The organism is Lautropia mirabilis, from assembly GCF_900637555.1.
Classification (GTDB): Bacteria; Pseudomonadota; Gammaproteobacteria; order Burkholderiales; family Burkholderiaceae_E; genus Lautropia; species Lautropia mirabilis.
On the sequence record NZ_LR134378.1, the window covers coordinates 3,130,454 to 3,155,226 of the forward strand.

Genomic DNA, 24,773 nt, shown 5'->3' on the forward strand with positions numbered 1-24,773 from the left:
AAGCGGCCTTTTCAGACGCTCACAGCAGGGCTTCGGCCGATTCAGGCAGGATCTGGCCGCCGTCAATGATGATGGTCTGTCCCGTGATGTAGGCCGCTTCGCGGCTGGCCAGGAAGCAGGCGGCGTAGCCGATGTCCTGCGGGGTGCCCAGGGTGTGCGTCGGCACGGCGGCGCGCATCTGGTTCAGGTATTCCTCGCCCTGGGCAATCAGGCCTTCACTGAGCACGTTGCCCGGCATGACGGCGTTGATGGTGATGCCGAATCGCGCATATTCAAGCGCGACGCTGCGCATGAAGCCGAGCTGCCCGGCCTTGCTGGCGCCGTAGTGGCTCCAGCCCGGGAAGCCGGTGACGGGCCCGGTGATGGAGGACGTGATGACGATGCGGCCATAGCCGCGCGGCTGCATGGCAGCCAGTGCAGCCTGCACCATCAGGAAGGTGCCCTTGAGGTTGATGCCGTGCGTCTGGTCCCAGTCCGCCTCGGTCATGTCGGCCAGTTTCTTCTGCGGGAAGATGCCGGTATTGGAGCAAAGGATGTCGAGTGCGCCGAAACGTTCGACGACGGCTGCCACGGCATCCTGGCAGCTTTGCTGCACGCGGACATCGGTGTGCTGGTAATGGGCGCCCAGCTCCTTGGCCGTTGCCTGACCCTGCTCACGGTCGATGTCGGCAATGACGACATTGGCCCCCGCCTGCCTCAGCACGGAAACAATGCCCTTGCCGATACCCTTCGCACCACCGGTGACAAGCGCGGTCTGTCCTTGCAGGGAAAAAAGTGAAGCGGTCATGATTGTCTCCCGATGCGCAGGTAAGTCAGACCACGACAGGCTGCTGGTCCTGCGCCTGGTCCAGCAACTGCAGGGCACGCCGCAGGGCGTGGATGGCGGTCTGACGACGAATGTCGGCCCGGTCACCGGAGAAGTGCCGTGTTTCGGTCAGCACCAGCGGTTCGGGCGTGCCGGGCGGCCAGCGCAGCGCCCAGCCAAAGCAGACGGTACCGACGGGTTTTTCAGCCGTGCCACCGTCCGGACCGGCAATGCCGCTGACGGCCATCGACAGCAGGGCATCGCTGCTGCGCAGTGCGCCCAGCGCCATCTGGCTGGCCACCGAGGTGCTGACAGCGCCTTCTGTTTCCAGCGTGGCGGCATTCACGCCCAGCATTTCGATCTTGGCCTGGTTGGCGTAGGTGACGTAACCCCGGCTGAACCAGGCGCTGGAGCCGGCGGTCTCGGTCAGGGCCGCGGCAATCAGGCCGCCGGTGCAGGATTCTGCCGTGGTGATCAGCCCTGCCCCAAGTGTCGCCACGCGCTGGCCCAGCAGGCGTGCCCAGGCAACCAGGTCGCCCTGCGGGTCGGGGTGCTCGTTCTGTCGATCAACATCTTTCATCGCGTCCTCCCCTTTCTCCATCCGCATATCCGGTTGCACCGGACATGCCGCTTGTGAACCTGCTGCCTGCTGCCTGCTGCCTGCTGCCTGCTGCCTGCTGCCAGTCTATGGTGACACCTCACATCAGGGCGAGACACCCCCCTGGAGCACAGGCTGCTCTGCTTCCCCGAAAGCCGAAAAATCCGGCTCCCGGAAAGCCCGCCATCAGCCAAACAGCCGGGTCCAGACCGCCATGACGATGAGGGTGTAGGCAGCGGCCAGCAGATCGTCCAGCAATACACCGGTGGCATTCTGCCACTGGCTGTCGATGGTGCGGATGGGCGCCGGCTTGGTGATGTCGAAGAGGCGGAACAGCAGGAAACCCACCAACTGGTCGGAGAAGTCCTGCGGGATGACCCACAGCACCAGCCAGAAGGCCACGATCTCGTCCCAGACGATGGCGCTATGGTCATGCACGCCCACGTCGCGGCCGGTACGTTCGATGGCCCAGTGCCCCACCACCAGGCTCAGGGCAATGAGCACGCCCATGCCGGTATCACCCAGCAGCGGCGCCAGGATGGCGAAGGCGACCCACGCGAACAGTGTGCCCATGGTGCCGGGCACGACGTTGCTGAGGCCGCTGCCCAGGCCAAAGGCGATCCACCGCGACAGGCGCGGCTTCATGAATTCAAAGGTCGGCCGGATCCGGCCGAAGGTTCCGTCGGCGCGGACCAGATCGGTCACGTCCTCTACCTTGTTGTCATTCATGTCGAGAAATGGTCATGTCCACGAGCTGCCAGTGGCCGGGACTGGCCTTTGGCGTCAACCAGAAGCATAGCGCTTTCAGCCACGATCCTTCCGATCATGCGGGCATCAGGCCAGCATTGCAAGATGGTATCGGTCTGCGCTGTCGGTGCGGTGAACAGCAGCTCGTAATCATCACCACCATGCAGGGCAAGCTGCAGGGCCTCATCATGTGCCACGCCGCTTTCACGCAGCACCGGGTCCAGCGGCAGGCGGTCTTCCCACAGCTCGGCCCCCAGGGACAGGCCCTGTCGGCGGCCCGAAGCGGTCAGCAGATGCCCCAGATCCCCGGCCAAGCCGTCAGAGATGTCCATGGCGGCACTGGCGACGCCGGCAAGTCCCAGGCCCGCGGCCAGCCGAGGCTCGGGCCAGTCCAGGCGACGGGCTGCAGCGTCGGGTACGGGCTGCCCCTGGCTGCGCCGTGCCACGGCCAGAGCCGCGGCCCCCAGCGGGCCGCTCACCCAGATGGCATCGCCCACGCGGGCTCCGTCGCGACGCAGGGCATGCGTGGCAGGCACCTGCCCCAGGACGGTGATGGAGATGTTGAGCGGGCCGCGAGTGGTGTCGCCCCCGATCAATGGGCAGGCTGCCCGGGTGGCCAGCCTGAACAGGCCATCCGCAAAGCCCTGAAGCCAGGCGGCATCGGCCGTCGGCAGCGCCAGCGCCAGCGTGAAGCCGACGGGTCGCGCACCCATGGCAGCCAGGTCCGACAGATTGACGGCCAAGGCCTTGTGGCCGATGGCTGCGGGGTCGGTACCCTCGAAGAAATGACGCCCCGCCACCAGCATGTCGGTGGAAATGGCCAGTTGCTGGCCAGGGGGCACGGGATCGAGCAGCGCGCAGTCGTCACCGATGCCCAGCTTCACCAGGCTCTCGGCCGCCGGGCCTGTCGAGGCAGGCAACGGCAGCAGGGACTGCGGGTGTCCGGCAGGCAACGGCGCCGGCTGGCGCTCGAAGTACTGCCGGATCAGTGCGAACTCGTTCATTCAGCCGGCCGGCCGCACCTCATGGGGTCGCACGGAAGGCGCGATGCGGTCCAGCACGCCGTTGACGTACTTGTAGCCGTCGGTGCCGCCGAAGTTCTTGGCCAGCTCCACTGCCTCGTTGATGACCACGCGGTAGGGGATCTCCTGCAGGTCCTTCAGTTCGAAGGTGGCCTGCATCAGGATGGCCCGTTCGACGGGGCTGAGCAGGTTGAGCGGCCGGTCCAGGCTGGGCAGCAGGATGGCCTCCAGGGCGCTGGCCTGGCTGATGGTCCCCTTGAGCAGGGTGTCGAAGTGGCTGCGATCGGCCTTGTCGAAACCGGGGCTGGTCTCGATGTGGGCCTGGATGGCACCGATGTCCTCAGCCGACAGCAGCCACTGGTAGATGCCCTGCATGGCGAATTCCCGCGAGCGCCGCCGCGCGCTGCGTGTGCGATTTCCTGCGGCGGCGGCCGGAGAACGTCCCTGCATGCTGCTCACTCCTCGTCGTCGCCGTCGTCACCGTGCAGTGCGTCCAGCGACTCGCCCAGGCGAACCATCTCGACCGCCACCCTGGCAGCCTCGGCACCTTTCTCGGCGGTGCGCTGACGGGCCTGCTCTTCGTTGTAGGTGGTGAGGATGGCGTTGGCCACGGGGATGCCCAGCTCCAGGCTCACGCGGCTCACGCCGGCGGCGCTCTCGTTGCAGACAACCTCGAAGTGGTAGGTCTCACCCTTGATGATGGTGCCGATGGCGATCAGGGCGTCGTATTCACCCGAGTTGCCCAGCTGCAGCAGCACCAGCGGCACTTCCAGGGCGCCCGGCACGCTGCAGACCAGGATGTCGCTTTCAGCCACGCCCAGCTTCTTCAGCTCGGCCAGGCAGGCTTCCAGCGATTCCTTGCCGAATTCCTCGTTGAAGCGCGCCTGCACGATGCCGATGCGCAGGCCCTGACCGTTTTCCGATCCCTTGATTTGATCGACGCTCATGTGTCTTTCTCCGCTGTATGCGTTGGTCTATGTCAGTTTGATCCGGCTGGACGGCCGTCGGCGTCCGCTTCCAGATAGCCGGTCACTTCCAGGTTGAAGCCCGCCATGCTCGGCATCCGGCGCTCGCGTGTCAACAGTTTCATGCGCCCCACCCCCAGGTCCCGCAGGATCTGGGCGCCGATGCCGTAACTGCGCAACGTGCGCGAGTCATTGGCGCTGCCGGCGCGGCCGGCACCCGGCTCGGGATTGGCCCATTGCTCGATCTGGTCGGTGACCGTCTCGGCATCGGGGGCACAGTTGAGCATCAGCAGCACGCCGTTGCCGTGGGACTGGATGGCCTGAAGCGCCGGATCCAGCGGCCAGGCATGGCGGCTGGCCACGCCCAGCAGATCCAGCGGCGAGAGCGGCTCGTGCACGCGCACCCAGGCTTCGTGGTCGGGCTGCGGCTTGCCCACGACCAGCGCCAGATGCGGCTGGCCCACGGTTTTGTCGCGGTAGGCGATCAGGTCCAGCTCACCCACCACGGTCTGCACCTTGTGCTGGCCGATGCGCTCGATCATCGATTCATGGGCGCTGCGATAGGCGATCAGGTCGGCAATGGTGCCGATCTTCAGGCCATGCTCGCGGGCGAACTCGATCAGGTCCGGCAGGCGCGCCATGGTGCCGTCTTCCTTCATGATCTCGCAGATCACGGCGGAAGGCGTGAGGCCCGTCAGTGCCCCCAGGTCGCAGCCGGCTTCGGTATGGCCAGCACGTGTCAGCACGCCACCGGGGCGCGCCATGACGGGGAAGACGTGGCCAGGCTGCACGATGTCGGAGGGCTTGGCGTCCGCGGCCACGGCGGCCTGGATGGTGCGCGCCCGGTCGGCCGCCGAGATGCCGGTGGTCACGCCTTCAGCCGCCTCGATGGACATCGTGAAGTTGGTGCTCATCTTGGTGCCGTTGACGGCCGTCATCAGCGGCAGCCGCAGCCGGCGGCAACGCTCTTCGGTCAGCGTCAGACAGACCAGGCCCCGCGCATGGCGGGCCATGAAGTTGATCGCCTCGGGCGTGACGAAGTCGGCCGCGATCAGCAGGTCGCCTTCGTTCTCGCGGTCCTCGTCATCGATCAGGATGACCATCTTGCCCGCACGGAAGTCCGCCAGGATCTCGGCGGTGCTTGCCACGGACGACAGCATCTCGTTCTTGGTCACGTGTATCTCCTGCGCGTGTGCGCTTTTTTCCTCAATTCTGTGCGGGCAGCTTGCCAGCCACCTCCTGCATCCGTGCCAGGTAGCGGGCCACCGTGTCGATTTCCAGGTTGACCAGTCTGCCGGGGGCCTGGTGCTTGAGCGTGGTCTGCGCCACCGTGTGCGGGATCAGGTTGATCTGGAAGGCGCAGCACCACGGTTCCGACTCGGCATGTGCGCCACCGTGGGCGCCGGTCGCCGTGCCCGGGGCACCCGCCGAGGCAACCGAGGGGCCGCGCCCGGCCAGCACGGCGCGGGCCGCCTCCGGCCAGGCCGGGTCCGCAGCCTTGGCCAGCGGCAGGTCTTCCACGTGGTTGACGGTCAGGCTGACACCATCGACGGTGATGGATCCCTTGTAGACGAGAAAACCGGCCAGGGCCTGCGGCGCCAGGATCTCCAGCAGGTGGCTCTCGCCCACCGGCTCGAAGCGGCGCACCACCCCCAGACCATCCACGTGCCCCGACACCAGGTGGCCCCCCACCCGGTCCGACAGGCGCATGGCCTTCTCCAGATTGACCGGCCCCTTGCCGGCCAGGCCGGTGGTGCGGCGCAGGCTCTCGGCCGACACATCCACGGCAAAGCCGTCGGCCGTCTTTTCGACCACCGTCATGCAGGCGCCCTGGATGGCAATGGAGTCACCGATGGCAACATCCGACATGTCCAGCTCTCCGGCGGCGACATCCAGCCTGACGCCATCCTCTCCCAGCGGGGATACCTGGCGGATGCTGCCGATGGCGGCGACGATACCTGTGAACATGGTCTGCTTCCTGCGCTTGGAAAGGGAAGGCCGACGGACATCATCCGCAGCCTGAATAAGAGGATGATAAAGAGAAAAGCGTCGCCGCGCCCTGCCCCGGGATCAATATCCTTGCTGCGGTGACGGTGCATCATGCACCGAAGATGTATCATGAAGCACGGACTGCCCCATTTGCGCCGGACGAGGCAGGTGATTCGTCCTGGGCCTCGGTCAGCACCCGAAGGCGCAGACGCAGATCATCACCCACCGGCGTGGCCTCCCGCCACGCCAGCCGGATGCGATCATCCAGGCCCGGCACGGCCGGCAGCGCAAAGGCAGGCAGCCCCTGCCCCAGCAACGCGGGCGCCACATACAGCAGCAGCTCGTCCACACAGCCGGCCTGGATCAGCGCCGCATTCAGCCCCGCACCGGCCTCCACGTGCACCTCGTTGAAGCCAGCCTCGCCCATGGCGCGCATGAGCGCCGGCAGATCAACATGCCGACCATCCGCCGCCGGCAGGTACAGCAGCCGCACGCCACGATCCAGCAGCCGCTGGCGGTGACCATCGTCAGGCCAATCGGGCGGCATGGCATGAGCCACCCAGGTCTCGCCCGGGCCGAAGATGGCGGCGTGCTCGCTGACCTGCAGCCGGGCATCCACCAGCACGCGCACCGGCTGGCGCTCTGTCGCCACGTGGCGCACCGTCAGCGCGGGATTGTCGGCCTGCACGGTGCCGCTGCCCGTGAGGATGGCGCTAGCCCGCGCCCGCCAAGCATGGCCATCGGTGCGCGCTGCCTCCCCCGTGATCCACTGGCTTTCGCCATCCGGCAAGGCGATGAAGCCATCCAGCGAGGTGGCCGCCTTCAGGCGTACCCAGGGCCTGCCCCTCTGCATCCGCGAGATGAACCCCTCGTTCAGTGCCCGGGCCTCTTCTTCCAGCAGCCCGCAGCGAACATCAATGCCTGCTGCCCGCAGCCGGCCCAGCCCCTGCCCGTTGACCAGCGGGTTGGGGTCTTCCATGGCTGCCACCACGCGCGCCACCCCGGCCTCGACCAGACGGTCGGCACAGGGCCCGGTCCGTCCGTGATGGGAACAGGGTTCGAGCGTGACATAGGCCGTCGCGCCACGCGCCCGCTCGCCGGCCTGCTGCAGCGCCAGCACTTCGGCATGGGGCTCGCCGGCCCGCCGATGCCAGCCTTCGCCCACCACCTCGCCATCCCGCACGATGACGCAGCCCACACGCGGATTGGGCATGGTGGTATTGACGCCCTGCCAGGCCAGGTCGATGGCCCGCTGCATGGCCCGGCGATCGTCTTCGGTGTACATGTCAGTTTTTCTTCCTGACCGAGGCCTCCGACAGGCCCGAGGCGTCATTCCGGGGCGTGTCGTCATCGGCCAGCGTCGGGTCGGCAGCCTGTGCCTGTCCGGCGGACTCCTGCCGGCCCCCGATCTCCTGGATGGCGTCGGCAAAGGCCTCGATGTCCTCGAACTGTCGATAGACCGAGGCAAAGCGGATGTAGGCCACCGTGTCCAGCTCGCGCAGCACGCCCATCACCTGCTCGCCGATGGACTGACTGGGAATCTCGCGCACGCCCAGCTTGAAGAGCCGGGTCTCGACCTGATCCAGCGCATTTTCCAGCGCCTCATCCGACACCGGGCGCTTGCGGAGCGCCAGCCGCATCGAATACTCCAGCTTGGAGCGCTCGTAGGGCACGCGCCGACCGTCACTCTTGATGACATCGGGCATCGACAGCTCGACGCGCTCATAGGTCGTGAAGCGCCGGTCGCAGGCCGTGCAGCGGCGGCGGCGGCGGATGCGATCGCCGCCGTCGAGCACCCGGGTTTCCATCACCTGGGTGTCGGTATGGTTACAGAATGGGCAATGCATGCGGCCTCATCCCCATTCGGTCAGCGCATCTCAGCCATAGACCGGGAAACGCGCCGTCAGCTCATCCACTCGCTCGCGGACGGCGGCCAGGTGTGCCTCGTCGTTCGGCTTGTCCAGCACGTCGGAAATCAGCTCGCCCACCAGGCGTGCTTCCTGCGTGCCGAAGCCGCGCGTGGTCATGGCCGGCGAACCGACACGGATGCCGCTGGTGACGAAGGGCTTCTCGGGGTCGTTCGGGATGGCGTTCTTGTTGACCGTGATGTGCGCCCGGCCCAGAGCGGCCTCGGCGTCCTTGCCGGTGATGCCGCGCGAACGCAGATCCACCAGCATCACGTGCGATTCGGTCCGCCCCGACACGATGCGGAAGCCCTTCTCCACCAGCGTCTCGGCCAGCGCCTTCGCATTGGCCACCACCTGCTGCTGGTAGGTCTTGAAGGCGGGCTCCAGCGCTTCCTTGAAGGCCACGGCCTTGCCGGCGATGACGTGCATCAGCGGGCCGCCCTGCAGGCCGGGGAAGATGGCGGAGTTGATGGCCTTCTCGTGCTCGGGCTTCATCAGGATGAAGCCGCCACGCGGGCCGCGCAGGCTCTTGTGCGTGGTAGAGGTGACCACGTCGGCGTGCGGCACCGGGTTGGGGTACACGCCACCGGCGATCAGGCCGGCGTAGTGCGCCATGTCCACCATGAAGATGGCGCCCACGTCCTTGGCCACCCGGGCAAAGCGCGCCCAGTCGATGACCAGCGAATAGGCCGAGGCGCCGGCAATGATGATGCGCGGCTTGTGCTCGTGCGCCAGACGCTCCATCTGGTCGTAGTCGATCTCTTCCTTCTCGTTCAGGCCGTAGGACACCACGTTGAACCAGCGGCCCGACATGTTGACCGGCGAGCCGTGCGTGAGGTGACCGCCCATGGCCAGCGACATGCCCAGGATGGTGTCACCCGGCTTGGCCAGCCCCAGGAACACGGCCTGGTTGGCCTGCGAGCCCGAATTGGGCTGCACGTTGGCGGCCTCGGCCCCGAAGAGCTGCTTCACGCGGTCCAGCGCCAGCTGCTCGGCCACGTCCACGCACTCGCAGCCACCGTAGTAGCGCTTGCCGGGATAGCCCTCGGCATACTTGTTGGTGAGCTGGCTGCCCTGGGCTTCCATCACCGCCGGGCTGGTGTAGTTCTCCGACGCGATCAGCTCGATGTGAGCCTCCTGGCGGCGGTTCTCGTTGCGGATGGCATCCCAGAGGGCGGGATCGACCTGGGCAAGCGTCTGTTTGCGATCAAACATGTGATGCACTCCGAGGCTGCAGGGCAGCCAGACAGTTATGAGAAGAACCCTGCCCAGGCGGACGGCAGGCGACGAAGGAACCCGACCGCTTCCCGGTAGTACTCTACCCGATCGCCAGTCACGGCCGGACCAATGAGTTTAGCCAAAGCCGTCAGCCCACGCCAGCGAGGCCCGGCTCAGCCCCCGCGCGTTCAGAAAAACCTCAGCCGATCCGGCCCAGCAGCGCCGCCGGCCGCTGCCGCGGGTCGATCTCGTCCCGACTGGCCACCAGATGCGCAATGTCCGCCCATTGCAGGATCTCCCAGCGCCCGGCCTGCCAGCGCAGCTGGCAGATGCAGGCGTTGTGGATGGGGAAGTCGCGCGGCTCAGAAACGGGCTTGCCCGTCACCAGCCGGTAGATCGCGTCCAGCACGCCGCCATGGCTCACCACAACCACGCGCTGGCCGCGATAGCGCTGCACCAGCCCGGCCAGTGCCGCCTCGATGCGCGCACGCACCTGCATCAGGCTCTCGCCCCCCTGCAGGTCCAGATCCGGATCCCGCGCCTCGATCCGCCGATAGGTTTCGGGATCCTCCCGCTGGATGTCGGCATAGACCCAGCCCTGGAAGCGCCCGAAATGCCGCTCGCGCCAGACGGTCTCCGGCACCACCGGCACGCCGGTCACGGCGCCGATTTCCGCCGCTGTCTGGCTGGCACGCAGCAGGTCGCTGCAATGGATAGCATCCACCATGCCGGGTGCAAAGCGCGCCGCGGCTGCCTTCGCCTGCTGCACACCCACCGCGTTGAGCGGCTCGTCCAGCTGCCCCTGGATGCGCCGCACCATGTTCCAGTCGGTCTCGCCGTGCCGCACCAGCACAAGGCGCACGCCGTCGGGCAGCGTACCGGCCTCCAGCCCCTCCAGCGCAGGTGCAGCACCTTCCGATGCAGCAGCCGTCATGCCACCGTCACCCGGCGGAACTTGCGCTTGCCCACCTGCACGACGTAGGTGCCGGCCGGCAGCGTGAGGCCCCGGTCGGTCACCACCGAGCCGTCGACGCGCACGCCGTTCTGGGCCAGCATCCGTCCCGCCTCCGAGGCCGACGGCACCAGCCCGCTGTCACGCAGGACGGCCACGATGCCCAGCGGCGCGCCGGAAAGCGTCACCTCCTCGATCTCGTCGGGCACCCCGCCCCGCGCGCGCAGCTCGAAGTCCTCCACCGCCGCATCGCTGGAGCCCGCCCCGTGGAAGCGCTCCACCAGCTCGCGGGCCAGCAGCACCTTGGCTTCCTTCGGGTTGCGGCCGGCCTCGCACTCGGCCCGCAGCGCGTCGATCTCGCTCATCGGCCGGAACGACAGCAGCGTGAAATAGCGCCACATCATGGCGTCGGAAATCGACATCACCTTGGCAAACATCGTGTTGGCCGGCTCGGTGATGCCCACGTAGTTGCCCTTGGACTTGGACATCTTCTCGACGCCATCCAGCCCTTCCAGCAGCGGCATCGTCAGCACGCACTGCGGCTCCTTGCCGTACTCGCGCTGCAGCTCGCGCCCCACCAGCAGGTTGAACTTCTGGTCAGTACCGCCCAGCTCCAGATCCGCCTCCAGCACGACCGAGTCGTAGCCCTGCAGGAGCGGGTACAGCATCTCGTGCACCGAGATGGGCACCCCGGCCTTCAGCCGCTTGGTGAAATCGTCACGCTCCAGGATGCGCGCCACCGTGTAGCGCGAGGCCAGCTGCACCATGTCGCGCAGACCGATCTTGTCGCACCAGGCCGAGTTGTAGCGGATCTCAGTCCGCTCCGGGTCCAGCACGAGGCTTGCCTGCCGGAAGTAGGTCTGAGCGTTCTGCTCGATCTGCTCACGGGTGAGCGGCGGGCGCGTCGAATTGCGCCCCGAGGGGTCACCGATCGAGGCCGTGAAGTCCCCGATCAGGAAGATCACCTGGTGCCCCAGGTCCTGGAGCTGGCGCATCTTGTTCAGCACCACCGTGTGGCCCAGGTGCAGATCCGGCGCCGTGGGATCCAGCCCCAGCTTGATGCGCAGCGGCCTGTTCTCCTTCAGGCTGCGCCGGAGCTTGGCAGCCAGCTCCGTCTCGACGAGCAGCTCGTCGATTCCACGCTTGATGATGGCCAGCGACTGCTGGACGGTCTCTTCGATCGGATCACTGGATGACATGAGAGGGACAAAATGTGAGAGCTTAGGGGGTTTGCAGGTGCGCGTTCTCACGAACGGGCAGAAAAGACGACTTACCAACGTGCGTTTGACGTTAGAATCTGGGCTCATAAGCCTGTTCCCGAACATTCGAAGCTTTTTGCGACACCCTGGCCGCCACTCGTCGGTCGCGTCCGCCGGCGCGTCGACAAGGGACTTGCCGCAGCAAGCTCGGGCTTCGGTGCGTGCAGCAGCCTCCGGGCGTCGCACGCGCCAAAGCGGTCGGGAACGGCAGCCAGATCAACCGGGCATGCCGCCGCTTCTGGAAGATTCTATCCGAGGCTACCAGGCGGCAGCCCAGTTCTTCCCCCGGTTCTCCGACTGCCGGAGGCCGGGCAGCCCGATTCCCACGCCACGCATGCACAATTCTCCCGGTAAACGACTCGCCTCTGCCCTGGGCGCTGCCTTCTCCGTCGCCACGCTGACCGCCTTTGCGGTCGCGCCGCTGACCGAGGAACCGCCGCCGCACGCCCGTGTCATCGAACCCGTGTCGCTTGCCCCCCAGCCGCTGCCCACCACCGGCGCCTTCCACCGCGAGATCACCATCTCCCGCGGCGAGTCGGTCGGCAGCCTGCTGCGCAAGCTCGGCCAGCAGGACATGTCGCTCATCGAGTTCGTTCGCCGTGACGCCACGGCACGCAAGCTCCTGAGCCTCACGCCGGGCAGCACCGTCAACGCCACGCTCGACCAGCAGAACCGCATCCAGTCGCTGGCCTATCCCCTGCCCTACAACAGCCAGGGCAAGACCCCGCCGCAGCAGCTGGTGCTGTCGCTCAAGAACGGCAAGTGGGAAGCCCGCATCCAGGACCACGTACTGGAGCGCCGCCTCATCACGCGCTCGGCCCGGGTCAACACCACCCTGTTCGCCGCCACGGATGCCGCCGGCATCCCGTCGGCCGTCTCCAGCCGCATCGCCGAAGTCTTCGGGTCCGACATCGACTTCCACCGTGAGGTGAAGAAAGGCGACCGCCTGCGGCTCGTCTACGAGATGTTTGTCGACCCCGCCTCGCTGGGTGAAGGCCAGCCTGGCCGCATCCTCGCCATCGAGTACGTCTCCGGCGACCGCCGACTGGACGCGCTGTGGTTTGCCCGCCCTGACGGCGAAGGCGACTACTACAGCTTCGACGGCCAGGCCCTCAAGCGCCGCTTCCTGCGCTCGCCGCTCGAGTACACCCGCATCAGCTCCGGCTTCAGCCTGGGCCGCCGCCACCCCGTCTTCCGTGACTGGCGCGTCCACAAGGGCATCGACTACGCCGCACCTACGGGCACCAAGATCCGTTCCGTCGGCGACGGCACGATCGAGTTCCTGGGCACTCAGCGTGGTTACGGCAATGTCATCATCGTCAAGCACGACGACGTCCAGCGCACCCTCTACGCCCACATGTCGCGCTTCTCGCCCAAGCTGCGCCTGGGCGACAAGATCAAACAGGGCCAGGTCATCGGCGAGGTCGGCCAGACCGGCTGGGCTACCGGTCCGCACCTGCACTTCGAGTTCCAGGTCAACGGCCAGCAGATCGACCCCAACACCATGCTGCCCCAGCCTGCCCCCGCCCTGGATACGGCAAGCCGCAACCAGCTGCGCGCCCAGGCCGAACAGGTCATCGACCTGATGCGCTGGCAGGAATCCACCACGGTGGCCTCGTTCGAATAAGCGCCGGCAGCGTGCCGCGTGGCGGCCCTTGGCCAGACCAGGCCGGAGGCTGCTGACCGAGGTCCCGGAACCCACACCATGCGCCCGCCTGACGGGCGCTTTTCATTCCATCCAGGCCCCATGCAGCACGACGCCCCCATCCGCCCCGCTCCCCAGGCAGTCTTCACCCACACGGACGAGATACACGCCGGCCTGATGTCCGGCACCAGCATGGATGGCGTCGATGGCGTGCTGATCGCCTTCGACGAGCAAGGCAGGATTCGCCAGACCCTGACCAGCGCCTTCGTGCCCATGCCCGAACCGCTGCGCCGTCAGCTCACGGGCCTGCAGCACCCTGCCTCCGATGAACTGGCTGCCGCCGCGCGCGCAGGTCAGCAACTGGCAGACCTCTACGCCGAATGCGTGCAACAGCTGCTGCAACAGAGCGGCGTCTCGTCCCGGCAGGTGCGCGCGCTGGGCGCCCATGGCCAGACCGTACGCCACGTGCCCGCCGAAGGCTACACCCTGCAGCTGCTTGACGCCCCACGCCTGGCCGAAGCCACCGGCATCGATGTCGTTGCCGACCTGCGCAGCGCCGACGTTGCCGCCGGCGGCCAGGGCGCTCCGCTGATGCCGGCCTTCCATGCCCATGTCTTTGCCGGCCTGCAGGGCCGCTACGGCATCCTCAACCTGGGGGGCATCGCCAATCTCACCGTCATCGACACGCAGCAGTCCACCCCCACGGTCATCGGCTTCGACACCGGCCCGGCCAACACCCTGCTCGATGGCTGGATCGAGGCCCACCACGGCCACCGCTATGACCACCACGGCCAGTGGGCCGCCAGCGGCCGTGCCATTCCTGCGTTGCTCGAACGCCTGCTGGCTGAGCCCTACTTCGCCCGCCCTGCTCCCAAGAGCACCGGGCGCGACCTCTTCAACCTGTCCTGGCTGAAGCAGCACCTGCAGGCACACCCGGATGCCGCTGCCGCCGACGTGCAGGCCACCCTGCTGGCCCTCACCGCAGAAAGCACCGCCCAGGCCATCCGTGCCCAGAAGCTGTCGGCCGTCTACCTGTGTGGCGGCGGCGCAGAAAACGCCGGACTCGCGCAAGCCATCCAGCAAGCCGTTGGCCCCGAGACCCTCGTGCAGAGCACCCACGCCCTGGGCATTGCCCCTCAGGCCGTGGAAGCCAGCGGCTTTGCCTGGCTGGCACGGCAGCGCGTGCACGAAGCCCCCATCCCGCTCACCCGCATCACCGGTTCACGCCACGACAGCATTCTGGGGGCCTGGCACAAGGCTCCGGCGCGCCAGCGCTGAAGCATCACAACGCAAGGCCTCACCACCTTCACGCCTGAGACCTCACAAACTGGTACGGTCCCTTCCGCATGACGCAGGGCCTCATCACACCAACGCAGGGACTGACAAGACGCCTTCCCTGCGCCCTCCCGACAGCCCCGCAGCCAACAAAAAGGGGACATGGCTCACGCCATGCCCCCTTCTCATTCCTGAGCAGCCAGCAACACCGACCGCCCTGACAATACCTCCTGGATCCGCTCCAACCGGCCTTGATCAGGCCGAGAACGACGAACCGCATCCGCAGGTCGTCGCAGCATTCGGGTTCTTGATCACGAACTGCGATCCATGCAGATCGTCCTTGTAATCGATCTCTGCCCCCACCAGATACTGGTAGCTCATGGCATCGATCAGCAGCGTAACCCCGTTCTTTTCCATCACGGTGTCATCTTCGGCCACATCTTCGTCGAACGTGAACCCGTACTGGAAGCCAGAGCAGCCGCCACCCTGCACGAACACGCGCAACTTCAGATCCGGATTGCCCTCTTCCATGATCAGCTCGCCCACCTTGGTGGCGGCGCTGTCCGTAAAGAGAAGCGGGGGGGGCATTTCTGATACTTCAGACATGGATGTCTACTCCTGATAAAGCGCTAAACATGAGTCTCGGCGCATCTGAAAGTCATCATAGATGACTTTCGGCGTCCAGACATCTCATTTGCGACCGACGGCAACCAGTTTCAAGCCTACCTCATCGCTGTCCAGCGATTTCAGAGACCCTGTCACCAATGCGCCATACTCCAGCTGCAGATCCCGGTACAGAAGATCGCCGTTGAGCCGGGCACCGGATTGCACGACCAGCCGCTTGCTGGCCCGAATGGGACCATTGACCGTGCCGGCCACATGCACCACAGCCGCCTCGATGGCGCCGTCCACCTGACCGGAAGCGGAGATCCGGACGGCACTGCTGCGCACGTCCTCGGCCATGATGGTGCCCTGGACGCGCCCTTCCACCTCCAGCCGCCCCGAAAAGCGCACGGTGCCCTCCACACGGGCCCCACGGCCAATGCGATGCAGGGTTCGGGGTCGATCACGCTTCATGCCGTCAGCCACACCAGACTGGTTGAAAGATGCATCTGCTGGACGCGACAAAGGGCGCCTCGTGCGCCCTTCGCCAGAAAACAGCCAGATACCGCCATCCTTGCGCAATACGCAAAGATGGCAGCCGCTGACATCAACGCTTCGAGAACTGCTTGCGCCGACGTGCCTTGCGGAAACCGACTTTCTTACGCTCGACTTCACGGGCGTCGCGGGTCACCAGACCGGCGGACGACAGGGCCGGCTTCAGCGTCTCGTCGAAGTCGATCAGGGCGCGGGTGATGCCGTGACGAACGGCACCGGCCTGACCCGACTCACCACCGCCGTGCACGTTGACACGGATGTCGAAGGTGGTGGCCACATCGGCCACAGCCAGCGGCTGGCGGACGATCATGCGGCCGCTCTCGCGCGAGAAATAGGTGTCCAGATCACGGCCGTTGACGGTGATCTTGCCAGTGCCACGCCGGATGAAGACCCGGGCGACGGAAGTCTTGCGACGGCCAGTGCCGTAGTTGTATTCGCCGATCATGGGATCTGACTCTCCGGTATTCAGAACTGCAGGGGCTTGGGTTGCTGAGCGGCATGCGGATGGGTGTCATCAGCATAGACCTTCAGCTTCTTGATCATGGCGTAACCCAGCGGGCCTTTCGGCAGCATGCCTTTCACGGCTTTCTCAAGGGCGCGGCCGGGGAAACGGTCCTGCATCTTGGAGAAGGTCGTGGAGGAAATGCCACCCGGGTAGCCACTGTGGCGGTAGTAGACCTTGTTGTCGGCCTTGGTACCGGTCACGCGGATCTTGGACGCATTGACCACGACGATGTAATCGCCGGTGTCGACGTGCGGGGTGAATTCGGGCTTGTGCTTGCCACGCAAGCGTCGGGCGATCTCGGCAGCGAGACGGCCCAGCACCTGGTCAGTACCATCGACCACATACCAGTCGCGCTGAACCTCTTGTGCTTTAGCGGAGAAAGTCTTCATGTTGCCTGGCGCTAGAAACGCCACCTTTAATTGGGTCTGTGCCGAAGCGTGGCGGCCATGGGGCACCCTGCCGGGCAAGCCCCCAGACGACGCTGTCGATGGCGCCGCGGGCCGGGAATCAACCAGAGTCTGCGCCTACGGCGCGCCCGGCAATGTACTTCGATTCGGAAAGCCCTTGATTCTAGCCGCAACTTCCCTCACTCGTCAAAACCCAAAGCATGCGGCGTGGTCATGCCCCCCACTCACCTCGTCATGCCCCTCACTTCGCCGTGCCCCACTCACTAGAATCAGCTCCGACGCAAAGACAGCAGAACTTCGGAGACCATCAGCCCCCAAAGCCTCGGCTGCCTTCGCGGACACGGCTTTCCCACATATTGACAGTCTCTTTCTAGGATCGAGGACAGAACCATGAAAACCAACGTTCGCTGGATGGGCCCGGGCACCATGCGCTTCATCGCCGACACCGGCAGCGGCCATCTCATCGGCATGGACGGTGCACCGGAAGGCGGCGGAGACAATCTCGCAGCCCGTCCGATGGAACTGATGCTGGCAGGCGCCGGCGGTTGCACGGCCTACGACGTCGTCCTCATCCTGAAGAAAGGACGCCATGACGTCCGCGGCTGCCAGGTTCAGCTGGAAGCCGACCGTGCCGACACCGATCCCAAGGTGTTCACACGCATCAAGCTGCACTTCATCGTGCGCGGCCGCAAGCTCAACCCCGCCCATGTCGAGCGCGCCATCAAGCTCTCCCACGACAAGTATTGCTCCGCCACCGCCATGCTGGCCAAGACAGCTGCCATCGAGACCAGCTGGGAAATCGTCGAGGACCTGGAAGACTGATCCGTTCTCCTGCCGGGGCCGTTGCACACGCCATGCACGCCCCGGCGCCTGTGACGGACCGTCCCCTGGCCCTTCTGTGCCAGGGCCCAGCCTATCCCCCCGCCTCGCGGCACCTCGCACCAGCACCGACCTCAGATCCCTCCTGCCCCCCTGGATCAACCCCCTTGGCCACGAAAACAACACAGCCACCCGCACCCTTCTCCTGAGCCAAACCTCCCCGGAAACACCGGGCACTAGCCTCCTTTCCTTGCAAACAGCTTGAAGAACACGCACGAACCGGACACTTCCGCCCCGCGCCATTCATGCGCGCAATCTCGCCGTCCGGCGCCGACGGCGTTCCAAAAAAGCAACAGTCGCGTCGTTTTTGCCCCGTGAAACGCTCCTAATCTTTGACCGCTCCCGGAAATTGCGGAGAATAGATTTTGACTTCCTGCCGAGCCAGCCTCGGGGAGTCTCGTTTCGGTAACGTGCCCGGCAGTGGCCTTCAACCGATCGAGTTCAGAAACCTAGGAGATTGACCAATGAAAAAATCGCTTGTTGCGCTGGCCGTTGTGGCAGCTGTGCCTGCATTCGCCCAAGCTCAAACCAGCATCCAGCTGACCGGTAGCGTCGATGTGGCTGTCGAGAGCCTGAACAAACACGCCAGCAGCTCGGGCAAGAGCGACCTGCAGATCAATGATGGCATCTGGGGTGGTTCCAAGGTCGGCATCGTCGGTTCCGAGGAACTGGGCAATGGCCTGAAAGCCATCTTCAACCTGGAATACGAAGCCAACGCCGACAACGGCCGTCTGGCTGATTCCAGCCGCTTCTGGTCCGAATCGTGGGTCGGCCTGAACGGCGGCTTCGGTACCGTCAAGCTGGGCCGTCAGGACAGCCCCATCAAGGGCGCCATCGAATCCGGTGACGTGACGGGTCAAAGCTGGTACTACAGCAGCGACGGCCTGGCCGGTATCGTCGACAAAGTCGACAACTCCATCAGCTACGCCACCCCCTCCATGGGCGGCCTGACGCTGGCTGTTGCCTACGCTTCCGGCGAAGCCACCGCACCGGCTGGCAACGATCGCCTGAACAAGCTGAACGACGCCTACAGCGTCGGCCTGCTGGGTGACTGGGGTTCGTTCCGTGCTGGCGTGGGCTATCAGTCCATCGACGGCGCCAAGATCAACAACATCAAGAACACCCGTCAGATCGCCGCTTCGGTCGGCACGCAGCTGGGCGCCTTCGGTGCCGGTCTGGGCTATGGCCAGTCGGAAGTGAAGTATGAAACCGGCAACGCCAAGAACAAGACCAAGGGCTACTACGGCACGCTGAGCTATCAGGTCACCGACAACGGCACGGCCTACCTCAGCTATGTGCGCAACGACCCGCAGGGCGAGAAGAACACCGAAGACGGTATCGGCCTGACCTACGCTCAGGGTCTGAGCAAGCGTACCTTCGTCTACGGTACTGTCGGCATCGGCAAAGCCGAAGTCCCGGGTCAGGACAACAGCAAGCCGCGTCGCGTGGCACTGGGTATCCGCCACTTCTTCTGATCCCTGCTGATCGGAAGCAAGGCTCACCTGCCCTTGGGCAGGTGATACCCGAAACCCCCGGCCTCAAACCGGGGGTTTTTCTTTGGTGCCGAATGCTCGCCCTTGCCTCTCACCTTGCATGTTCGCTCGTTTACCACGACCGCCTTCACAATTAAGTCATTCGTCACCCTTATTTGTCGTCAATTGATCTAAAACCATCCCCTAGTGCTATGCGGATTGATAAAATTGCAGCCATGTAGGGTCTGAGCTGTCCGGCTCAGACAGACATGATCAATGATCCTGGCAGAGGTCCCGACCGATCGAATCCAGGGAAACTCAGGAGATTCAGCCATGAAAAAAACGCTCGTAGCACTGGCCGTTGCGGCTGCCGTGCCTGCCTTCGCTCAGGCCCAGACCAGCATCCAGCTCACCGGTAGCGTCGACGTTGCCGTCGAGAGCCTGAACAAGGACGCCAACAGCTCCGGCAAGAGCGACCTGCAGATCAATGACGGTATCTGGGGTGGTTCCCGGGTCGGCATCGTCGGTTCCGAAGACCTCGGCAACGGCCTGAAAGCCATCTTCAACCTGGAGTATCGTGCTCGCGCCGATACCGGTCGCCTGGCCAACGCCAACCGCTTCTGGCAGGGCAAATCCTGGGTCGGCCTTGATGGCGGCTTCGGTACCATCAAGCTGGGTCGTCAGAGCACCCCCATGTCCGACGTCATTGAACTGGGTGACATGACCGGTCAAAGCTGGTACTACAGCAGCGACGGTCTGGCCGGCATCGTCAGCAAGACCGACAACCTGCTCGTCTACTCCACCCCCAGCCTGGGCGGCTTCAAGCTGCAGGCAGCCTATGGCGCCGGTGAAGCCACCGCCAACACCCCTGTCAACGGTGCAGCAGCTGGCGCCAGCGACAACCTGAACAAGCTGAACGACATGTACGCCGTCAGCGGTATCGGTGAGTGGGGCGGCTTCTCCGTTGGCGTCGGCTATCAGTCGTTCGACGGTGGCAAGATCAACAACCTGAAGCGTCGCAACGAACTGGCCGCCTCCATTGGCATGAAACTGGGTGACTTCGGCGCCGGTCTGGGTTATGGCCAGTCCGAACTGAAAGCTCAGGCAGGCACCAGCAACAAGACCAAAGGCTTCTACGGCAGCCTCAGCTATCAGGTCACCGACAACGGTACCGCCTACCTCAACTATGTGCGTCTGGATCCGCAAGGCGACAAGAACAACCAGAGCGGTGTCGGCCTGACCTACGCCCACGGTCTGAGCAAGCGTACCTTCGTCTACGGTGCTGTCGGCATCGGCAAGAACGATGCGAACGACGACAAGCCGCGTCGCATCGCTCTGGGCGTCCGTCACTTCTTCTGATCCTTGCTGATCTGACAGAAGTCTCACCTGCCTCCGGGCAGGTGACACCCGAAACCCCCGGCCTCAAACCCGGGGGTTTTTCTTTTCCGCTCCCTGATTTTCCCGTTCTTTCCGCACCCTGCCCCTCAGCACCTCCGCCCCCTCGGACTCCGCCTCTGAAAGCGCGTCTCCTTGTCCGATGCAGCACGCCTCGGAGAACGCCATTCAGTCGAAACAGCTTACGAATCGTCTTTTTTCAAACACACCCGCCCGGATTCTGACGTTCCAGACGCCACATATGTCTCGGATACAACGCAGAGAAGCGTGCCCACATCGATAGGTTGCTAAACTTATCTCACGAACCATCTGAACGATCAGACCGGCTCAGCTATAAAACCAATCCTTTGCTTTGGCGGCGGTCCCATCGATCGAATCCAAAAACCCAGGAGATTCATTCATGAAAAAATCGCTTGTAGCACTGGCCGTTGCGGCCGCCGTGCCCGCCTTCGCGCAGGCACAGACCTCCATCCAGCTCCTCGGTAGCGTCGACGTTGCCGTCGAGAGCCTGAACAAGGAAGCCAGCAGCTCCGGCAAGAGCGACCTGCAGATCAATGACGGCATCTGGGGCGGTTCCCGTGTCGGCATCGTCGGCTCCGAAGACCTCGGCAATGGCCTGAAAGCCATCTTCAACCTGGAGTATCGTGCTCGCGCCGATACCGGCCGCCTGGCCAACAGCACCCGCTTCTGGCAGGGCCAGTCCTGGGTTGGCCTGGACGGTGGTTTCGGTACCATCAAGCTGGGTCGTCAGGCTGTGGCGCTGAGCTATGCCATCGAGGCAGCCGACCTCACCGGCCAGTCCTGGTACTACAGCAGCGACGCGCTGGCTGGCTACACCAGCAAGCGTGACAACACCATCAGCTATGTCACCCCCTCGCTGGGCGGCTTCAAGCTGTACGCCGGTTACGGTGCTGGTGAATCCGAAGCCACCAACGTCGCCGCTGGTGACGTGGCCAAGCAGGGTGACTACTACTCCGTCGCCGGTGTGGGCGACTGGGGCGCCTTCACCTTCGGCGTCGGCTACCTGTCCGTCGACGGTGGCAAGATCAACAACGTGAAGCGCACCAACGAACTGGGCGCCTCCATCGGCACCAAGATCGGTCCCTTCGGCGCCGGCCTGGCCTACGCTCAGAACGAGACCAAACCCGTTGCTGGCTCCAGCGTCAAGGACAAGGGCTACTTCGGCAACCTGAGCTATCAGGTCTCCGACAACGGCACGGCCTATCTGACGTACCGTCGCGAAGAGTTCAAGCGCGCCAACAACAACAAGACCAGCGGCGTCGGTCTGACCTACGCTCACGGTCTGAGCAAGCGTACCTTCGTGTACGGTGCTGTCGGCATCGGCAAAGCCGAAGTCCCGGGTCAGGACAACACCAAACCGCGTCGTATCGCTCTGGGTGTCCGTCACTTCTTCTGATACCCCTTGCGCGGTCAGCGCCATCCGCACTGCGTGATGGCGCCCCAAGCCCCCTGCCTTCCGGTTGGGGGCTTTTTTTATCCTCTTCTTTCCGGCATCAGGTCTTTCTGAGCCCCGTCCCTAAGCCCCTTCCCTGAGGCCAGCCCCCTCCAGGTCCCTCTCCTGGGCAACACCGCCAGGCTCGACCAGGTCCCCTCTTACCACGGCCGGCGCTTCCCATCACCCGCCCTGTTCACAAGGCCCCCTTCCCCTTGCCGTTTTCCCTGCTCAAGCCCCCGAACCCCGCGCAAACGATTGGTAGAATTGAGCGTCGGCAACGCTAACAAGGATCCATCATGAACCCACTCGACGACGACACCTCCACACGCACCGGCCTGTGGGTCGTGTTCTCCACCGTCACCATCCTGCTCATTTCCGTCATCATCTGGGTCCTGAAAGGCGCCGATGGTGCAAATGATGTCGCAGCCCCGGCCGCCCCCGCCGCGGCGGTTGCCACGAGCGCCGCAGGCCATGGCCAAGGCACCAGCACCACGGATCAGGAAACCGCTGCCGCCGCTGCAGCCCAGAACGCAGCCTCCTCCGCCCAGACAGAAGCCGTCAACGAAGAGTTCGTTGCCTTTGAGCAGGCCACTCCCGCACAACCCGCGGGCTCCATCCACTTCGAGTCCGCCTCTGCTACCCTTCCCGCCGACGCACAGAAGGCCATCGCCACCGTGGTCGAGGCCCTGAAGGCCGCCGAGGGCCGCCGTGTCCTGCTGGCTGGCTATCACGATCCCACCGGCAACATCGACTTCAACCGCGATCTGGCCAAGCGCCGCGCCCTTGGCGTGCGCGATGCCCTCATCGCACAGGGCATCCCCGCGCAACGCATCATCCTGCGCAAGCCCGAGCAGACCACCGGCTCCGGCAACAACGCGGAAGCCCGCCGCGTCGAAATCCTGCTGATCGACTGACACAGTCACCGGCCAGCCAGCCTATACCCCCAGTTGCCGGGCGCCCCTCCTGGGCCCCCGGTGGGCAACAAGATGGGGCTTGCCTCCATGAAAGAACACCCGGTCCGCATCGCGGTACCGGGTGTTCTTCTTTCCGCATCAGCGCCTCAAGCCGGTTTTTCCGTCTCGTCCGGCTCCGGCACCACCGTCCCGTCACGCAGCGGGCGGCGCAGAACCTTGCCCACATCACTCTTGGGCAGACTCTTCACGAAAGCCACGATCCTGGGACGCTTGTAGCCCGTCAGGCGCTCCTTGCAATACGCCAACAGCTCCTCACACGTCAACGTCCTGTCCTCGCGCACCACAAAGATCTTCACCGCCTGTCCGGCATGCTCATCCTGCACACCGACCGCCGCACACGCCCTCACCCCCGGGTGGCTGCAGACCACATCCTCCACCTCATTGCAGTAGACATTGAAGCCTGACACCAGGATCATGTCCTTCTGCCGGTCCAGCAAGCGCAGATAACCGCGCTCATCCATCACGCCGATATCCCCGGTCCTCAGAAAACCGTCCGGCGTCATGACCGCACGCGTGTCCTCGGCATGCTGCCAATAGCCAGCCATCACCTGCGGACCACGCACCACCACCTCGCCCGGCTGCCCCCATGGAAGCGGACGCAGCGCCTCATCCCGGATCCCGATCTCGGTCGACGGCAACGGCATTCCCACCGTCCCATCGTGCGTCGTCGTATTCGTCGGAGAACAAGCCACCGTCGGTGACGCCTCCGTCAGACCGTACCCCTCGCAGATCGGACACCCCGTCACCGACTCCCACCGCCGTGCGACCGCCTTCGGCACAGCCATCCCGCCTGCAAGCGAGATTCGCAAGTTCGAAAAATCCAGCCCCCGAAACACCTCATGGGCTACCAGCATGTCATACAGCGTGCTCACCCCAGGAAACACCACCGGACGATGAGGCCGAAGCGCCTTCACCAATCCCTTCACATCACGCGGATTGGGGATCAGGATCAGCTTGCCCCCCAGCTGCATGTTCACCAGCAGGCAGATCGTCAGCGCAAAGATGTGATAGAGCGGCAACGCCCCCACAAACACCGGCGGCCCCTCCGGCGTCGGCTTTCCGGGCTGATCCATCGCCGGATGGAACCACGCACAGCTCTGCAGCACATTCGCCACCATGTTGCGGTGCGTCAGCATCGCCCCCCGCGACACACCGGTCGTCCCGCCCGTGTACTGCAAGAAGGCCAGATCCTCTCCACTCAGCTGGGGCGGCTCGAACGGCAGATCCTTGCCCTGCCGCATCACCTCGGCAAACCGGACAGCCCCAGGCAAATTGAAAGGAGGAACCGTCCGCCGCACATGACGGAGCATCATGTTCACCGCCCAGCCCCTCAGCCCTCCCAGCAGATCTCCCATCGAGGCCAGGACAACCTGACGGACCATCCCCTCCGGCCCGACCTTCTCCACCGTGTGCGCAAAATTCTCCAGAACCACCAGCACATCCACACGGGCATCCCGCAGCTGGTTCTCCAGCTCTCGCGGCGTATAGAGCGGATTGACATTCACCGCCGTCATCCCCGCTCGCAGCGTCCCCAGCAACGACACCACATAGGCATGACAGTTGGGCATCATCAGCGCGACACGTGAGCCCTTGGGCAACCCCAGCGACCCAAGCCATGCCGCGAACCGCGTGGACAGCCGGTCCAGATCCCCATACGTCAACGTGCGCCCCAGACAGACCGTCGCCGCCTGCTCCGCATGCCGGACCATGACGTCCTCCAGCAGATGCGCCAGCGAACGATAACTGTCCGGATCGATCTCCGCAGGAACCCCATGCGGATAATGTTTCAACCAGACGCGCTCCACCACCAGGCCCCCTCAAACCACACCAGACACCATCACACCCTATCCGGGCCCCCAGAGAAAACGTCTGGTTTCAACATCCCAAACGCCCCGACGGCCTCGCCGCACGCCGCACGCCGCACGCTGCACGCTGCACGCGCAGCTTACAACCACAAGGCCGCAGTTGTCGGTGAAATTATCGCTTCTTCCATCAAGACACGATACCGCATCGCCCCATTCCCAACACAGACCCCCTGCCCGCCTTTCTTCAACCACTGCCCCCAACGCTCCACACCTTCACGGCCCTTCATCCCCAACCCCACGCCCGCATCAGGATGCCGCCAGCCCTCACACATCCTCCTAC

The 24,773-nt window shown here is 64.9% G+C and carries 24 protein-coding genes, 1 pseudogene and 1 riboswitch; of the genes and pseudogenes, 7 read left to right on the top strand and 18 right to left on the bottom strand.

Going from position 1 to position 24,773, the window contains the following annotated elements:
- Positions 1–19: 19 nt before the first annotated feature.
- The 13 genes and pseudogenes from fabG to tyrS all read right to left on the bottom strand — a co-directional run bounded on the left by fabG (position 20) and on the right by tyrS (position 11,402).
- Positions 20–787, bottom strand: a complete 768-nt coding sequence (gene fabG, locus EL249_RS12880) for a 3-oxoacyl-ACP reductase FabG (RefSeq protein WP_005671700.1) — start codon at positions 785–787, stop codon at positions 20–22.
- Between the two features lie 25 nt (positions 788–812).
- Positions 813–1,385 carry a CinA family protein gene (locus tag EL249_RS12885; protein ID WP_050782006.1) on the bottom strand — a complete coding sequence of 191 codons (573 nt, stop codon included), beginning with the start codon at positions 1,383–1,385 and terminating at the stop codon, positions 813–815.
- A gap of 204 nt (positions 1,386–1,589) precedes the next feature.
- Entirely contained in the window at positions 1,590–2,132 is a 543-nt protein-coding gene (locus tag EL249_RS12890; RefSeq protein WP_005671697.1) for a phosphatidylglycerophosphatase A family protein, read from the bottom strand.
- A complete protein-coding gene (gene thiL / locus EL249_RS12895) occupies positions 2,129–3,154 on the bottom strand; it encodes a thiamine-phosphate kinase (RefSeq protein ID WP_005671695.1) in 1,026 nt (341 codons plus the stop codon). The genes EL249_RS12890 and thiL overlap by 4 nt, the downstream gene beginning before the upstream one ends.
- Positions 3,155–3,622: a transcription antitermination factor NusB gene (nusB, locus tag EL249_RS12900; protein ID WP_040530282.1), complete on the bottom strand. Its 468-nt coding sequence runs from the start codon at positions 3,620–3,622 to the stop codon at positions 3,155–3,157.
- A 5-nt stretch (positions 3,623–3,627) separates the two neighbouring features.
- The gene (gene ribH / locus EL249_RS12905) at positions 3,628–4,119 is read right to left on the bottom strand and encodes a 6,7-dimethyl-8-ribityllumazine synthase (RefSeq protein ID WP_005671693.1); all 492 of its coding nucleotides are present in this window, start codon (positions 4,117–4,119) and stop codon (positions 3,628–3,630) included.
- Positions 4,120–4,151: 32 nt separating this feature from the next.
- Positions 4,152–5,297, bottom strand: coding sequence for a bifunctional 3,4-dihydroxy-2-butanone-4-phosphate synthase/GTP cyclohydrolase II (gene ribBA, locus EL249_RS12910; protein WP_040530281.1), 1,146 nt, complete (start codon positions 5,295–5,297; stop codon positions 4,152–4,154).
- Between the two features lie 46 nt (positions 5,298–5,343).
- The gene (locus EL249_RS12915; protein WP_005671691.1) at positions 5,344–6,105 is read right to left on the bottom strand and encodes a riboflavin synthase; all 762 of its coding nucleotides are present in this window, start codon (positions 6,103–6,105) and stop codon (positions 5,344–5,346) included.
- Positions 6,106–6,253: 148 nt separating this feature from the next.
- Positions 6,254–7,411 carry a bifunctional diaminohydroxyphosphoribosylaminopyrimidine deaminase/5-amino-6-(5-phosphoribosylamino)uracil reductase RibD gene (ribD, locus tag EL249_RS12920; protein ID WP_005671689.1) on the bottom strand — a complete coding sequence of 386 codons (1,158 nt, stop codon included), beginning with the start codon at positions 7,409–7,411 and terminating at the stop codon, positions 6,254–6,256.
- Between the two features lie 121 nt (positions 7,412–7,532).
- Positions 7,533–7,973: pseudogene (gene nrdR, locus EL249_RS12925) on the bottom strand (transcriptional regulator NrdR); the annotation flags it as partial.
- A gap of 30 nt (positions 7,974–8,003) precedes the next feature.
- Positions 8,004–9,248 carry a serine hydroxymethyltransferase gene (gene glyA / locus EL249_RS12930; RefSeq protein ID WP_005671687.1) on the bottom strand — a complete coding sequence of 415 codons (1,245 nt, stop codon included), beginning with the start codon at positions 9,246–9,248 and terminating at the stop codon, positions 8,004–8,006.
- A gap of 44 nt (positions 9,249–9,292) precedes the next feature.
- Positions 9,293–9,380: riboswitch (ZMP/ZTP riboswitch) on the bottom strand.
- Between the two features lie 70 nt (positions 9,381–9,450).
- On the bottom strand, positions 9,451–10,185 hold the full coding sequence (locus tag EL249_RS12935; protein WP_005671685.1) for a histidine phosphatase family protein: 735 nt from the start codon (positions 10,183–10,185) through the stop codon (positions 9,451–9,453).
- Positions 10,182–11,402 carry a tyrosine--tRNA ligase gene (gene tyrS, locus EL249_RS12940; RefSeq protein ID WP_005671684.1) on the bottom strand — a complete coding sequence of 407 codons (1,221 nt, stop codon included), beginning with the start codon at positions 11,400–11,402 and terminating at the stop codon, positions 10,182–10,184. The genes EL249_RS12935 and tyrS overlap by 4 nt, the downstream gene beginning before the upstream one ends.
- A gap of 394 nt (positions 11,403–11,796) precedes the next feature.
- On the opposite strand from tyrS, the gene EL249_RS12945 reads away from it, so the two are divergent.
- A complete protein-coding gene (locus EL249_RS12945; RefSeq protein ID WP_050781737.1) occupies positions 11,797–13,089 on the top strand; it encodes a M23 family metallopeptidase in 1,293 nt (430 codons plus the stop codon).
- A 120-nt stretch (positions 13,090–13,209) separates the two neighbouring features.
- Complete coding sequence (locus EL249_RS12950) at positions 13,210–14,385, top strand: anhydro-N-acetylmuramic acid kinase (RefSeq protein ID WP_050781736.1); 1,176 nt, start codon at positions 13,210–13,212, stop codon at positions 14,383–14,385.
- 252 nt (positions 14,386–14,637) lie between these two features.
- Here EL249_RS12950 and erpA read toward each other — a convergent pair whose 3' ends face one another.
- The 4 genes from erpA to rplM form a co-directional block, all read right to left on the bottom strand.
- Positions 14,638–14,988: an iron-sulfur cluster insertion protein ErpA gene (gene erpA, locus EL249_RS12955; protein WP_005671680.1), complete on the bottom strand. Its 351-nt coding sequence runs from the start codon at positions 14,986–14,988 to the stop codon at positions 14,638–14,640.
- Positions 14,989–15,072: 84 nt separating this feature from the next.
- Positions 15,073–15,459 (bottom strand): bactofilin family protein, encoded by a 387-nt coding sequence (locus EL249_RS12960; RefSeq protein ID WP_050781735.1) that lies wholly within the window; start codon positions 15,457–15,459, stop codon positions 15,073–15,075.
- A gap of 133 nt (positions 15,460–15,592) precedes the next feature.
- Positions 15,593–15,985 (bottom strand): 30S ribosomal protein S9, encoded by a 393-nt coding sequence (rpsI, locus tag EL249_RS12965; protein ID WP_005671676.1) that lies wholly within the window; start codon positions 15,983–15,985, stop codon positions 15,593–15,595.
- Positions 15,986–16,005: 20 nt separating this feature from the next.
- The gene (rplM, locus tag EL249_RS12970; protein WP_005671673.1) at positions 16,006–16,434 is read right to left on the bottom strand and encodes a 50S ribosomal protein L13; all 429 of its coding nucleotides are present in this window, start codon (positions 16,432–16,434) and stop codon (positions 16,006–16,008) included.
- A 408-nt stretch (positions 16,435–16,842) separates the two neighbouring features.
- On the opposite strand from rplM, the gene EL249_RS12975 reads away from it, so the two are divergent.
- The 5 genes from EL249_RS12975 (at position 16,843) to EL249_RS12995 (ending at position 22,568) form a co-directional block, all read left to right on the top strand.
- Positions 16,843–17,274: an OsmC family protein gene (locus EL249_RS12975; protein WP_005671671.1), complete on the top strand. Its 432-nt coding sequence runs from the start codon at positions 16,843–16,845 to the stop codon at positions 17,272–17,274.
- Between the two features lie 521 nt (positions 17,275–17,795).
- Entirely contained in the window at positions 17,796–18,806 is a 1,011-nt protein-coding gene (locus EL249_RS12980; protein WP_005671669.1) for a porin, read from the top strand.
- A gap of 330 nt (positions 18,807–19,136) precedes the next feature.
- Positions 19,137–20,162, top strand: coding sequence for a porin (locus tag EL249_RS12985; protein ID WP_040529550.1), 1,026 nt, complete (start codon positions 19,137–19,139; stop codon positions 20,160–20,162).
- 436 nt (positions 20,163–20,598) lie between these two features.
- Positions 20,599–21,615 (top strand): porin, encoded by a 1,017-nt coding sequence (locus tag EL249_RS12990; protein WP_005671665.1) that lies wholly within the window; start codon positions 20,599–20,601, stop codon positions 21,613–21,615.
- A 335-nt stretch (positions 21,616–21,950) separates the two neighbouring features.
- A complete protein-coding gene (locus EL249_RS12995) occupies positions 21,951–22,568 on the top strand; it encodes an OmpA family protein (protein ID WP_005671663.1) in 618 nt (205 codons plus the stop codon).
- Positions 22,569–22,714: 146 nt separating this feature from the next.
- Here the strand turns inward: EL249_RS12995 and EL249_RS13000 are convergent, their stop codons facing one another.
- A complete protein-coding gene (locus tag EL249_RS13000) occupies positions 22,715–24,433 on the bottom strand; it encodes an AMP-binding protein (protein ID WP_050782002.1) in 1,719 nt (572 codons plus the stop codon).
- Positions 24,434–24,773: the final 340 nt, after the last annotated feature.